The 12,255-nt window shown below is 65.0% G+C and carries 12 protein-coding genes; 5 read left to right on the forward strand and 7 right to left on the reverse strand.

Annotated features, from left to right (window positions below; all coding sequences use genetic code 11):
* Positions 1–30 precede the first annotated feature (30 nt).
* Together B5V03_RS13140 and B5V03_RS13145 are read right to left on the reverse strand one after the other, a co-directional pair.
* On the reverse strand, positions 31–717 hold the full coding sequence (locus B5V03_RS13140; RefSeq protein ID WP_129270719.1) for a DUF1345 domain-containing protein: 687 nt from the start codon (positions 715–717) through the stop codon (positions 31–33).
* Between the two features lie 213 nt (positions 718–930).
* Positions 931–1,854: a polyprenyl synthetase family protein gene (locus B5V03_RS13145; RefSeq protein ID WP_129270720.1), complete on the reverse strand. Its 924-nt coding sequence runs from the start codon at positions 1,852–1,854 to the stop codon at positions 931–933.
* A 160-nt stretch (positions 1,855–2,014) separates the two neighbouring features.
* Here B5V03_RS13145 and mtgA point away from each other — a divergent pair, with 160 nt between their 5' ends.
* The 3 genes from mtgA (at position 2,015) to B5V03_RS13160 (ending at position 3,823) form a co-directional block, all read left to right on the forward strand.
* Complete coding sequence (mtgA, locus tag B5V03_RS13150) at positions 2,015–2,689, forward strand: monofunctional biosynthetic peptidoglycan transglycosylase (protein WP_129271204.1); 675 nt, start codon at positions 2,015–2,017, stop codon at positions 2,687–2,689.
* A gap of 168 nt (positions 2,690–2,857) precedes the next feature.
* Positions 2,858–3,040, forward strand: a complete 183-nt coding sequence (gene rpmF / locus B5V03_RS13155; RefSeq protein ID WP_007598106.1) for a 50S ribosomal protein L32 — start codon at positions 2,858–2,860, stop codon at positions 3,038–3,040.
* A 144-nt stretch (positions 3,041–3,184) separates the two neighbouring features.
* Positions 3,185–3,823 carry a hypothetical protein gene (locus B5V03_RS13160; RefSeq protein ID WP_164987969.1) on the forward strand — a complete coding sequence of 213 codons (639 nt, stop codon included), beginning with the start codon at positions 3,185–3,187 and terminating at the stop codon, positions 3,821–3,823.
* A gap of 155 nt (positions 3,824–3,978) precedes the next feature.
* Here B5V03_RS13160 and B5V03_RS13165 read toward each other — a convergent pair whose 3' ends face one another.
* On the reverse strand, positions 3,979–4,239 hold the full coding sequence (locus B5V03_RS13165; protein ID WP_164987970.1) for a hypothetical protein: 261 nt from the start codon (positions 4,237–4,239) through the stop codon (positions 3,979–3,981).
* Positions 4,240–4,460: 221 nt separating this feature from the next.
* Here B5V03_RS13165 and B5V03_RS13170 point away from each other — a divergent pair, with 221 nt between their 5' ends.
* Complete coding sequence (locus B5V03_RS13170) at positions 4,461–6,155, forward strand: bifunctional diguanylate cyclase/phosphodiesterase (protein WP_164987971.1); 1,695 nt, start codon at positions 4,461–4,463, stop codon at positions 6,153–6,155.
* Positions 6,156–6,239: 84 nt separating this feature from the next.
* Here the strand turns inward: B5V03_RS13170 and B5V03_RS13175 are convergent, their stop codons facing one another.
* The gene (locus B5V03_RS13175; protein WP_129270724.1) at positions 6,240–6,608 is read right to left on the reverse strand and encodes an antibiotic biosynthesis monooxygenase family protein; all 369 of its coding nucleotides are present in this window, start codon (positions 6,606–6,608) and stop codon (positions 6,240–6,242) included.
* A gap of 97 nt (positions 6,609–6,705) precedes the next feature.
* Between B5V03_RS13175 and B5V03_RS13180 the strand changes: the two genes are divergently transcribed.
* A complete protein-coding gene (locus tag B5V03_RS13180) occupies positions 6,706–7,170 on the forward strand; it encodes a MarR family winged helix-turn-helix transcriptional regulator (protein ID WP_129270725.1) in 465 nt (154 codons plus the stop codon).
* Between the two features lie 12 nt (positions 7,171–7,182).
* Here B5V03_RS13180 and B5V03_RS13185 read toward each other — a convergent pair whose 3' ends face one another.
* From B5V03_RS13185 to B5V03_RS13195, 3 genes are all read right to left on the reverse strand, one after another.
* A complete protein-coding gene (locus tag B5V03_RS13185) occupies positions 7,183–10,050 on the reverse strand; it encodes a PAS-domain containing protein (protein ID WP_129270726.1) in 2,868 nt (955 codons plus the stop codon).
* A gap of 238 nt (positions 10,051–10,288) precedes the next feature.
* Positions 10,289–11,164 carry an acyl-CoA acyltransferase gene (locus B5V03_RS13190; protein WP_129270727.1) on the reverse strand — a complete coding sequence of 292 codons (876 nt, stop codon included), beginning with the start codon at positions 11,162–11,164 and terminating at the stop codon, positions 10,289–10,291.
* 95 nt (positions 11,165–11,259) lie between these two features.
* On the reverse strand, positions 11,260–12,240 hold the full coding sequence (locus B5V03_RS13195) for an amino acid--[acyl-carrier-protein] ligase (protein ID WP_129270728.1): 981 nt from the start codon (positions 12,238–12,240) through the stop codon (positions 11,260–11,262).
* Positions 12,241–12,255 lie beyond the last annotated feature (15 nt).

Consider the following 12,255-nt stretch of genomic DNA (forward strand, 5'->3'; position numbering starts at 1 on the left):
ATGGGTCCCTGCGTTCGCAGGGACGACGACCTAATTCGAGATCGCGCTCGCCGCGATGTTCACCGTCAGCGCCAGCAGGGCCGTGTTGTAGATGAAGGATATGATCCCGTGCGCCGTCGCGGTGCGGCGGATGATCCTGTCGGAGATGCCGACGTCGGAGACCTGCGCGGTCATGCCGATCACGAACGAGAAATAGACGAAGTCCCAATAGTCGCAGTGGTCTTCCTTGTCGCCGCTCGGGAACTGCAATCCGCCGATCGGGTCGCGGTAATAATCATGGGCGTAATTCAGCGCGAAAGTCGTGTGCACGGCGGCCCATGACAGCGCGATGGTCGTGATCGCGATCGTCAGCTCAACCGGGCCGCGGTGGGCGCCGAGCTCGGCGACAATGGCCGCAATGCTTGCGAAGGCGCCGATCGCCGTCACCAGCAGGATCACGAAGCGGCCGTCGTCCTGCATCGCGGCGCTCCGGCGGATGTGCTGGTGGTCGTTGCATAGCATCATCGCGTAGACGAGCACGAGATAGACCGCGATCAGCGCATCCCAGCCGAACAGAAGCCGCGTCACAACCCGGTGCGAGCCCGGAAGCAGCAGGGCGATCAGGATGCCGGCGGCAAGTGCAATGAAGGTCCGCGGCCGCGCGTAGATCAGCCTCACCGGCCGCGACATCTGGCGGAAGCGGACGAGGGCGGGATCTTCCTTTTTGTCAGTGGCCATGATGACTAAGGCTCCCTCGCCAGATTTTCATTGTTGCCGCAGCGGTGATCTGCTCCCTCGCCCCGCTTGCGGGGAGAGGGTCGGGTGAGGGGGAGGCTCCGCGAGGACGGTGAGAGTTGGATTCGTGGAGAGTCCCCCTCACCCGACCTTCAAGCTGCGCTTGAATGTCGACCTCTCCCCGCAAGCGGGGCGAGGTGAAGATCGTCCGCGACGTCAGTTCTTCCGCTCGGCGACAAACCGCGCGGCGGCTTGCAGCCCGGTGGCGCGGTCGCCGAAGATCGAGACCGCGCTGTCGGCGCGTGCGAGCAGGTCGCGGACGCGCTGCTTGGCGCCCTCGATGCCGAGCTGGGTGACGAAGGTGGTCTTGCCGAGCGCGGCATCGGCGCCGGCCGGTTTGCCGAGCGCGGCTGCATCGCCTTCGACGTCGAGCAGATCGTCGGCGATCTGGAAGGCCTCGCCGAGCGCGCGGCCGTAATCGTCGAGCGCCTGATATTCCTTTTGCGAGGCCTGGCCGAGGATTGCGCCGGCGATGCAGCCATAGCGCAGCAGCGCGCCGGTCTTCATCTGCTGAATACGGGCGACGTCGATCGGCTCGTTGCCGCCAAAACGGCCTTCGCCGGCGAGGTCGAGGATCTGGCCGCCGACCATGCCGCCGATGCCGGCGCAGCGCGCCAGCGCGCGCGTCAGCAGGAGGCGCACATTGGCGTCGCGATGGATCTCGTCGCGGGTGACGATGTCGAAGGCGATCGTCAACAGGCCGTCGCCGGCGAGGATCGCGGTCGCGTCGTCGGTCTTCTTGTGGAGGGTGGGGCGGCCGCGGCGCAGGTCCGAATTGTCCATCGCCGGCAGGTCGTCATGGATCAGCGAATAGCAATGGATGCATTCGAGCGCCGCGCCCACGAGCAGCGCGGCTTCGCGGGGAACGCCGAACACGGCCGCGCTCTCGACCACCAGGAACGGCCGCAGGCGCTTGCCGCCGTTCAGGCTCGAATAGCGCATTGCGTCCATCAGCCGCTTGGGCCGGGCGATCTCATCGTGCAGGATATCATCCGACAGCAGGCGGCCGAGCAGGGCCTCGGTATCATCAGCGGTCTTGTCCAGACGTTTGGCAAAATCGGACGGGGACGTGCCGGTCATCAAGAAGGGCTCCAGAACTAAATTCGGCGGGACAATCCTTTATGCGCCCGCCCCAGTCAATCGTTTGGAAGGCCTAAAAAGTGCTGGAAAAGGCCCGAATTATCACAGACTTAATGGTCCAGCCCGTGGCCGCATTTCATTTTGCGCCGGAAAGGTTGATTTGCGGATCGTCAAAACCCTTCTCCTGGTGCTCGCGGTTGCGCTGCTCGCGCCCTACGTGATCGCGCCGTTCTACCGCACCGGTCATCCGGTTTCGACGCTGATGGCCTGGCGCAGCTTGCGGGGCGCGCCGATGCAGCGGGAATGGATCGATCTGGCGGCGATGTCGCCGTATCTGCCGCGCTCGGTGGTGGCGGCCGAGGACGCCCATTTCTGCAAGCACCGTGGCATCGACTGGGGCGCACTGCGCGAGGCGATCGACGATGCGAAGGAGGACGGCACCCCGTTTCGGGGTGCCTCCACCATCACCCAGCAGGTCGCGAAAAACCTGTTCCTTTGGCAGGGCCGGGATTTCGTCCGAAAGGGTCTGGAATTCCCGCTGGCGCTGTGGATCGACTTCGTCCTGCCCAAGCCGCGGATCCTGGAAATTTACCTCAACATCGCCGAGCTCGGCCCGCAGGGCCAGTTTGGCGTCGAGGCGGCCAGCGCCTATGCCTTTGGCAAATCGGCCGAGGACCTCTCGCCCCGGGAAGCAGCCCTTCTGGCCTCGATCCTGCCGAATCCGGTCAAACGCAGCGCCCGGACCCCCGGCCCGGGTGTCAGGCGGCTGGCCGGGACCTATGTGGCGAGGGCGCAGGCCAGCTCGCTTTCGACCTGCTGGCGGGAAAATCGCTGATTTCGGGTCCTTTTCGGGCGTATTTTCCGGCCCAGAACCCTAGATTTAAGGTCGGCCTTCCTCTATAAGCCCGGCCTTGACTGGCATTCAGCTCGCCTCGGTTTGCGGGTGCTGAGCCGTCCCTTTGCGGACGATGCCCCGAAACACCAATCCCTAGAGGATATTGAAATGGCCGTTCCGAGAAGAAAAACCTCGCCGTCGCGTCGTGGCATGCGCCGCTCGGCAGACGCCATCAAGAAGCCGACCTATGTGGAAGATAAGGACTCCGGCGAGCTCCGTCGTCCGCACCATCTCGACCTCAAGACCGGCATGTACAAGGGCCGTCAGGTCCTGAAGAAGAAAGAGTCCTGAGTTTCGGGACCTTTCTTCGGGCAGGATGATTTCGCCTGCCTGATTTCGGCCACCCTATGAGATATGACAGTGACGGCGGCGGAGCAAATGCTTCGCCGCCGCATTGTCCTGTCCGGATATCTTGATCGAGAAGGCATTTCGCCGATGGTCGGTTTCCCGCTGCTTTTGATTCCGCTCGCGGTCTACAACATCATCGCCTTCCTGATGCCGAGCGTGTCCTTTACGGACGTGCTGTTCAAGGTGCCGATGATCACGGGCGAGACCTGGCCGGTCACGCTCGCTGATTTGATGCTCGCTCTCGGGATCGTGCTGCTGCTGCTTGAAGTGGTCAAGGGCGCGCGGCCCGGCTCGAAATTCCTGATGGATCATCTGCTGTCGCTGATCCTGTTCGGCGCAGCCGCGGCCGAATTCGTGATGTGGCCCAAATTCGGCAACTCCACTTTTTTCCTGCTGGTGCTGCTCGCGATGGCCGATTTCCTCGGCGGTATCGCCCAGCGCACGCGCCGCCGCGTCACCTATGTCGCCGAGACGACAGTGCCGGCGCCGCGCAAGGCCAAGCGCCAGGCCGAGGCACCGGTGGAGGATGCCGCGGCCGAGCCCAGGTTCGAGCCGGTGCCTGCGCCGCACCCAGCACCGCCCGCGCCCTCGGCGCAGTCGGTCGCTGAGTCCGTGCTGATGGATCATCCTGCGCCGAAGCCGGTGATGCCGCCCTCGCCGGAAATTCCCTCGCCGGATCTGCAGCCGGGCAACGGCACGCCGTCCTCACCCGATACGCCGCGCTAGCTGAGATCAGTACACCTGTCACCGCTTGGACGGTCTGCTCCCTCTCCCGCTTGCGGGGGAGGGCCCCCACCCGGCGCTACGCGCCGACCTCCCCCGCAAGCGGGAGAGGTGCACCGAGCGTGCGGCGATGGCTGTTCCGCGAACGGGTATTTCTCTCAAGCCACCTGCCGCGTGCGGGCGGTGACGCTCGGAAGCGGGCGCTTGTTGCCATAGGCCATCTGCGCATCTTCAGAGGAGGCACGGCGGAGCCGGCTGGTCTGGGGCAGGTGCTCGGCATTGGCGATGAGCTGGGTGACGAAGCTCGGATCGGGGTGCGGCAGCGGGGCCTTGTGGATCCATTGGACAGTCGCGACCAGCGGCACCAGGGCCGTGCCCATGCTGCCTTCCACCACGTCCGATCGATCAGTACCCAACATCGCTATCACCGTTGATCCGGCGAGCCTGTCGCGTTTCGGGACGCGGGCGCCGGGTGCGTGTCAGTACTCGCAAGGCCTATGCCGGACGGGCCGGTTTGGTTCCGTCGCCTCTTCATAACGTGGTTTCCAAATTGTTTATGAACTTTGCCTAGGGTCAGAGGCGAATCTGGCCGTATTCTGTGCCGGCTCAGGACTCCCCCCTGTCCCGAAACGAGGCGATTTTGACCCCTGCATTGCCGCAAGCCTCCGACATCCTGGCTGCCCTCGGCCAGGCCGTGTTTGTCTGGGACATCGCCAACGACGCCATCGTGTGGGGCGACCAGGTCACTAGCGTCTTTCCCGGCATCCCCGCCGAGCGGCTCGCGACCGGCGCCGAATTCGCCAAGCTGATCGAGCCCGTGCAAACGCTCCGAACCGCCGCGCTGGCGCAGACCTCCCCCGTGCACGGTGCCGACGGTACGCCTTACAGGGTCGAGTACGGCGTGCGCATGAGCGCTGCCGATCCCGTGGTCTGGATCGAGGAGACCGGCCGCTGGTTTGCCGGTCCCGACGGCCGCCCGACGCGTGCGATCGGTTCCGTTCGCATCAACAATGAGCGTCGCGCCCGCGACGAAGAGCTGACGAAGCTGGCGCGGCTCGATCCCCTCACCGGCGAGCTCAACCGCTCGCATCTGATTGCGGCGCTGGCCGAGGCGATCGAGGAGACGACCCGCTTCCGCTCGACCGCGGCCTTCATGCTGGTCGGAATCGACCACCTCGCCCGCGTCAACGACGCCTTCGGCTTCGACGTCGCCGATGCCGTGATCCTCGACATCGGCAAACGCATCCGTGCCCGCCTGCGCGGCGGCGACGTGCTCGGGCGCTTTTCCGGCAACAAGTTCGGCCTGATCCTGAAGAACTGCACCATCGACGACATGAACGTCGCCGCCGAGCGTTTCCTGGCCGGCATCCGCGACGAGGTGGTGCCGACGAAATCAGGCCCGGTCTCGGTCACCGCGTCGATCGGCGCGGTCAGCCTGCCGCGCTATGCCCGCAACACCGACGAGGCGGTCAATCGCGCCCATGAGACGCTGGATGCCGCCAAGCGCCGCCGCGCCGGCTCGTTTGCGACCTGGCGCCCGGATGCCACGCGCGATGCGCAGCGCCGCGTCAACATCCGCGTCACCGACGAGATCGTCACCGCGCTGAACGAGCGCCGCATCAAGCTCGCCTATGAGCCGGTGGTTGCGGCCGCCTCGCGCGAGCGCGCATTCCATGAATGCCTGGTGCGGATGGACCAGGGCGACGGGCAGGTGCTGCTCGCGCCCGACATCGTGCCGGTCGCCGAACGGCTCGGCCTGATCCGCCTCGTCGACCACCGCGTGCTCGAGCTCGTGGTTGCCGAGCTCGCGGCGGCGCCCGATGTCAGTCTCAGCCTCAATATCTCGCCTGATACGACCATGGATCCGGACTGGTGGGCGAGCATCGAATCGCTGATGCAGGCCCATCCCGGCGTCGCCGAGCGGCTGATCGTCGAAATCACCGAGACGGTTGCGATCCAGGACATCGATGATGTCCGCGGCTTCGTCACGCGGCTGAAGAATTTCGGCAGCCGCATCGCCATCGACGATTTCGGCGCCGGCTACACCTCGTTCCGCAACCTGCGCAAGCTCGGCGTGGATATCGTGAAGATCGACGGCGCCTTCGTGCAGAACATCACCCGTTCCGCCGACGACCGCGCCTTCGTGCAGACCCTGATCGACCTCGCCCGCCGCCTCGACATCAAGACGGTCGCCGAATGGGTGCAGGACGAAGAGGCCGCCAGCATGCTGCGCGACTGGGGTTGCGACTACATCCAGGGCCGCCTGATCGGCCTCGCCTCAGCCGACCGCCCCTGGGGCGCGCCGCCGGATAGTGCACTGCCCGCGGCAAGTTGAGATGCCGTAGGGTGGGCAAAGCGAAGCGTGCCCACCACTAGCATATGGTGGAGTCGACTCTCTCCTCCGTCATCGCGTGCGCCGCTATGCTACGCAAATGCCCGCGACCGCGACTTTCTGAAACAGATGCGGGCTTGCAACGGCGGATGCGGGGTAGACCGCGATCTTTGCGCGGAATTCCGGATGCGTGAACGCCGCCCGGAAATGCGCATTCGTTTCCCAGACAGCATAGTTGAGATAGGTCGGACTATCGCCGACGGCGCGGTGAAGCTGGGTCGAGATGAAGCCCGGTTGCCGCTTCATGAAAGCGGCATCGTCCTGCCAGCTCGTCAGGAAGCTCTGTTCGGCCGCCGCATCGAGCATGAACAAATTGACCAGCACCACGGGGCCAGCCTCGCGTGCAATCTGGCGGTCGATCGGGAAGCTCGGGTCGAGCGGGCGCATTTGGGCCATGGCATTACTCCATTCGAGTTGGTATCATCATGTCAATTCGACGAGATGTGACATAGATATTTGACATGAAGATGTCAATACGGAGTAATAATTACAAATGACCAGGACCAAATGGACCCCGCCGGGCGAGGCCCTGACCGGCTTCATCCTCGATTTGTTCCGCGCCAACGGGCTGCTTTTGACCGCCGGCGACCGGCTGGTGGCATCGCTCGGCCTCACCAGCGCGCGCTGGCAGATTCTGGGGGCGATCGTCGATGCCGAGCGCCCGGAGCCGGTGGCCTGGCTGGCGCGCAATCTCGGTGCCAACCGCCAGAACGTTCAGCGTATCGTCAACGACCTCGAGCGGGATGGTCTCGTCGCGTTCGAGACCAATCCGCATCACCGCCGGGCGCAGCTGGTGGTGCTCACCGGCAAGGGCAGGCAGGTTTACGATGCTGCCGGCCGTTTGCAGGTCCCGTGGGTCAACGCTCTCGCGGATGGCCTGTCGGTGAAGGACATCGAGACCACTCATCGCGTGATCCGTGCTCTTCGCGATCGGCTCGAGGCCCCCGGCGAGGACTGATTGCGCCGCGCCTCACGCCACTCTTCGAACCGCGTTCAACGTCTCGATGGTGCGGCCGACCTCGGCCGCCGGGCAGGGCCTGCCGAAATAATATCCCTGCACCGTGGTGCAGCCGCATTCGCGCACGAAGTCGAGCTGCTCGATCGTCTCGACGCCCTCCGCCGTGGTCTCGACGCCGAGCACGGAGCCGAGGCTCGCGATGGTGCGGACGATGGCCACGCTCTCCGGGCTTTCGCCGAGTGTGCCGACAAAGGAGCGATCGATCTTGATGCGGTCGAACGGAAATTTACGCAGATAGCTGAGTGAGGAATAGCCGACGCCGAAATCGTCGAGGCTGACGCGCACGCCGAGCCCGCGGAGCTGGTGCAAGATCTCGATCGTCGCCTCGCTGTCGTCGAGCAGCGCCGTCTCGGTGACCTCGAGTTCGAGCCGCTGCGGCGGCAGGCCGGCCTCGGCAAGCGCGCTCGTGACCATCGCCACCAGCCCGCGCGAGCGGAATTGTACCGGCGACAGGTTCACCGCGATTGTCATATCAGGCCAGGAGGCGGCCGAGGAGCAGGCGGTGCGCAACACCCACTCGCCGATCGGAACGATCAATCCGTTCTCTTCGGCGATCGGAATGAACTCGGCAGGCGAAACCAGGCCGCGTGTCGGATGTTTCCAGCGCAGCAGCGCCTCGAAGCCGGTCAGCTCGGTGGTATCGAGCCGCACCTGCGGCTGGAACACCAAGTGGAATTCGTTGGCTTCCAGCGCGCCGCGTAGATCGTGATCGAGCGCGTGCCGGCTGCGCGCCTGCTCCTCCATCTCGGGCTCGAACAGTTGATAGGCGCCGCGTCCCTTGGCCTTGGCCTGGTACAGCGCAAGGTCGGCGCATTTCATCAGCTCGTCGGCGTCTAACCCGTGATCGGGCGCGATCGCGATGCCGACGGAGACGCCGACATGGATCGACTGGCTTTCCAGCGGCGGCGGGTGACCGATGATCTCGACAAGGCGGCGGGCGAGCCGTTCGGCCGATTGCGGCTGCGGTCCACGCTGGAGCACGGCGAACTCGTCGCCGCCGAGGCGCGCGACGGTGTCGTGCTCGCCGACATTCTCCTTCAGGCGCGCGGCGACCCAGCGCAGCAGCCGGTCGCCGGCGGCGTGGCCGAGGCGGTCGTTGACGGTCTTGAAATTGTCGAGGTCGAAGCACAGCACGGCCATCGCGCCGCCGGCAATCGCGACCTGGTTCAGCCCTTCGCCCATCTTCTCGCGGAACAGCGTGCGGTTGGGCAAGTCGGTCAGGGAGTCGTGCCGCGCCATGTGTGCGACGCGGGCCTGCGCCTTGTGACGCTCGGTGACGTCCTCATAGGTGACGACCCAACCGCCGAGCTCCATCCGCTTGTGGTTGAGCTTGATGATGCGGCCATCGCTCAAATGGCGGTGCAGCGTGTGCTCGCCCTCGCGCAGCCGCTCGACGTAGTCGGCATAGAGCTTGGCGCCCGTCATGTTCGGATGGATGCCGATCGAGCAGCTGTGCTCCATGATCTCCCGCATCGAGACGCCCGGCTTCACGATCTCGGGCGAGAGCCCGTACATCTCGATATAGCGGCGGTTGCAGACGATCACGCGCAGGCTCGAATCGAGCATGCACAGGCCCTGGCTCATGTTGTTCAGCGCCGCGTCGAAGCGGCGATATTGCTCGCTCAGCTCCTCGACCGCGTGCTCGCGCTCGGTGATGTCCTCGTAGGTGGCGACGAAGCCGCCCTCGGGCAGCGCGCAATAGCGCACCGAGATCACGGTGTCGTTCGACATGCTCCGGCGCATCGGGGAGGAATCGCGGTTCGCGATCCGCGCGCGGGCGGCTTCCAGGATCTGCTGCGGGGTGTATTCCGAAGCGAACGCGCCGTTCTCCATCGATCGCCGGATCAGCTCGCCGAGATGCGTGCCGGGCCTGGTCTCTTCCGGCGACAGCCGGTAGATCTTGCGGTAGGTGGTGTTGCAGACGCGCAGCCGCATGTCGCTGTCGTAGAAGGCGAGACCGTGCGCCATGTTCTCCAGCGCCGCGTCGAGCATGAAGTTCTGCTGCCTCAGCGTCTCTTCGTATTGCAGCCGTTCGGTGACGTCCTCGTGCACGGTCACCCAGCCGCCGTCGGGCAGGAAGCGGGAGACCGCCTGCACCATCCGCCCGTCGTAGCGCATGACCAGCAGGGTCTTTGCCTTCCTGCCGCGCACGTCCTCCAGGCGCGTGTCGTGGAATTCGTCGGCCGACATGCCCGGCATGTTGCCGCGCGAGAGCCAATGGTCGATGCACGTGCCGTGCGCGACGCCCGGCTTCACGATGTCGGGGTCGAGGTCGTAGAGGTTCAGGAAGCGCTCGTTGCAGACGACGATGCGGCCGTCGGCATCATACATGATGAGGCCGTGCGACATGTTGGCGAGCGCGTGCTGGCTGCGCTCGGTCTGAAGCTGCAGCTCAGCCTCGAGTCGGGCGAGCCGGCTGACATCATCGCAAATCGTCATCCAGCCGCCGTCGGGGAGCGGCTTCAGTTCGAGCGTTATGACAAGACCGCTTGGCAGTGTCTGGCGGGTACGGAAGGGTTTGCCAGCCGCGATCAATGCGATTCGTGAAGCGTAGAGCGCGTCGACTTCCTCTGCCGAGATGTTGCCGAGCACAACGCTGTGGCCGAGCACATCACGATAGCGCGTGCCGACGCGGACGATTTCGGCCGACATGTTGAACAGCGTGAGGTAACGCTGGTTGACCAGCACGATCCGGTTGTCGGCGTCGTAGACGCAGACACCCTGCTCCATGTGGTCGAGCGCAAGCTGGCTCAGCCCGACCAGGGCCTCCGGGCCCTGCTCACGGCGTGCACCAAGCTCGTTGTCGCGGGTCGACGTCATGGGCGGCGGGGGTCTCGGAGGGCAATAGACTTAACGCAACGTAGTCCGAGTGCCGAGGGTAACGAAGAGGCGGGAAAATTCCCTTAAGCGCAGTAGTTTACGGAGGGTGACTGGCGATGGAGAGAAACGTGTGCCGGCACGAGAATGCCGAGGCGTCTGCAAGCCAGGGTTGGTTGAGTAAGCGCCACAAATTTGATGTCGACCCTGCGAACGCATGCGTTCGCAGGGTCGACAGTCCCTACGGGCCGTACAGCACGAGCTCGGTGTCGGTGAGGTCGGCGAGCCGCGGCCGGTGTGGACCCTTGAAATATTTGCGGCCGCGCCGCTCGGTATAGATGCCGACGAGGCCGGGAATCGGGCCGTTGGCGTCGACCGCCACCGAGATCTTGCCGAGCCGCAGCAGCAGACGGCCGATGCGGCCGGCGCAGGCGGCGTATTCGGCGGCGCTGCGGCAGTAGATCAGCTTCATTGCGGGCGGTGCAATGAAACCGCGGCGGATGCGCACCGGCTGCAGGACGAACGGAAACGTTCCCTTCGGCGTGCGGCAGACCAGGCTGAGGCAATTGTAGCGCGCATGCCGCGTCAAGAGTTCGGTCTCGGCTTCGGTGAGCCCCTCGATCGTCTTGGCGTGTTGCGAGATGACCTCGATCTTGCTCCAGCGCGGGGCACGCGCCAGCGCAGGCACCGAAAAGAAAATGCCGCGGCAATAGGCGCGAAAGCCCTGCGTCTCGATGATCGGCCAGGTCCACGGCGCCGGGCTGATGTTGAGATAGGTGACGTCCTTGTGCCGCTGCGCGATCTTAGTCAGCAGCGGCGCGTAGTTGCGGTAGGCCGGATCGACGTACCAGCTCGACAGATTGCACTGGATGGAGGTCTCTTCGCCGTCCTTCCGCGCCGTGTAGATCAGCAGCAGCACGCCGACCGGCGTGCCGTCATTGTCGAGCATGTAGCCGAAGCGCGGATAGCCCTCCGGCACGGGCCGGAAAGCCTGCCGGCGCAGGCCCTGGATCCAATAGTTGCGCGAGCGGCCCACGAAGCCACGCGTCAACAGGTCCGCGACCGCATCGACGTCGGCTTCGGTGATCTCGCGGCATCGGACCTTGGTGTGGATCACGCTCGTCTTGCACGTGGAAATGGTCGGCCTCTTACAGTCTATCGTTTCAGCATGATCTTTCCGAAAAACCGCTTCGCACTTTTCCGGATCATGCTCTAGCGCCAGCCTTCGCCATGAGCATTGGCCGCGATTGGCGGCTGCAGGCCCATGATCTCCCGCACCTTGGCGGGCCAGGCGGAAACATCAGTGCCGTGGGTGTGGAACATGGCGACCGCAAGCCGGTCCATGCCGAAGGCGACGCAGCCGGTGTGGGCGGGCTCGCCATTGGCGTCCTGGATGCCCCAGGTGATGCCGAAATGCTCGCGGTGATAGTTGAAGCTCATGCACGCCGTCGGCTGCTCTTCCGAACGCAGCGGGATCAGCAGTTCGAACTTGAGCTGCTGCTGCTTCTGGCTCACCGCCTTCATCTGACCGACACGGCCGAAGAACGGATCGCTGGCATAATCGACGCGGTAGGTCAGTCCGAGATCGGTCGCGATCGCCTGCGCGCGCACCATCCAGCGATCGCGGAAATCGGAGACGTCGTCGGCGGTGCCGATGCAGACATATTCGCGCATGCGGAACGACTGCAGGCGGTCGAGATGCTTTGACGGCTCGCGGCGGAAGCAGTCGGCGGCGACGTCGAAGCGCAGGCCGCCCTTCGGCAGCTGGCCGCGGCTCGCCGCGATCGGATAGACGGGGTAACAGGCGGCGGGCGACAGCACGAGGTCGGCGGGGGAGAGCGAGGTGGTCCAGTCACCGCCGGCATCGAAGCGGCTCACCGCGGCGTTGATCTCGCGTTCGGTGCCGTGCAGGCCGCAGACGCAGCCGAGCAGGTTCGGGAAGCTCTTCAAATAGCCGGACTTTTCCAGCTGGGTGCGGCTCATCACCGGCGGGAAGCGCATCACCTCGGTGCCGGCTTCGCGATTGCCAGTGATCAGCGCGGCAAGCTTCTCGACGACGCCTTCATACAGCGCGGTGCGGGCATAGACGCCGTCGGCGCCCATGCGGTGAAACAGCTTGTCGGCGAGATGATCGAGCGGATCGGCGATCTCAGGCGCGGTCTCGGGCGAAACGGGAAGAACAGCAATGTTCATGTTCGATGTCCTGCT

This window comes from Bradyrhizobium betae, assembly GCF_004123905.1.
Lineage (GTDB): Bacteria > Pseudomonadota > Alphaproteobacteria > Rhizobiales > Xanthobacteraceae > Bradyrhizobium > Bradyrhizobium betae_A.

Bases quoted from the DNA above. Each gene is read 5' to 3' on its own strand.
- B5V03_RS13140 (WP_129270719.1), bottom strand. From the start codon at position 717: ATGGCCACTGACAAAAAGGAAGATCCCGCCCTCGTCCGCTTCCGCCAG.
- B5V03_RS13145 (WP_129270720.1), bottom strand. From the start codon at position 1,854: ATGACCGGCACGTCCCCGTCCGATTTTGCCAAACGTCTGGACAAGACC.
- rpmF (WP_007598106.1), top strand. From the start codon at position 2,858: ATGGCCGTTCCGAGAAGAAAAACCTCGCCGTCGCGTCGTGGCATGCGC.
- B5V03_RS13160 (WP_164987969.1), top strand. From the start codon at position 3,185: ATGGTCGGTTTCCCGCTGCTTTTGATTCCGCTCGCGGTCTACAACATC.
- B5V03_RS13165 (WP_164987970.1), bottom strand. From the start codon at position 4,239: ATGTTGGGTACTGATCGATCGGACGTGGTGGAAGGCAGCATGGGCACG.
- B5V03_RS13175 (WP_129270724.1), bottom strand. From the start codon at position 6,608: ATGGCCCAAATGCGCCCGCTCGACCCGAGCTTCCCGATCGACCGCCAG.
- B5V03_RS13180 (WP_129270725.1), top strand. From the start codon at position 6,706: ATGACCAGGACCAAATGGACCCCGCCGGGCGAGGCCCTGACCGGCTTC.
- B5V03_RS13185 (WP_129270726.1), bottom strand. From the start codon at position 10,050: ATGACGTCGACCCGCGACAACGAGCTTGGTGCACGCCGTGAGCAGGGC.
- B5V03_RS13195 (WP_129270728.1), bottom strand. From the start codon at position 12,240: ATGAACATTGCTGTTCTTCCCGTTTCGCCCGAGACCGCGCCTGAGATC.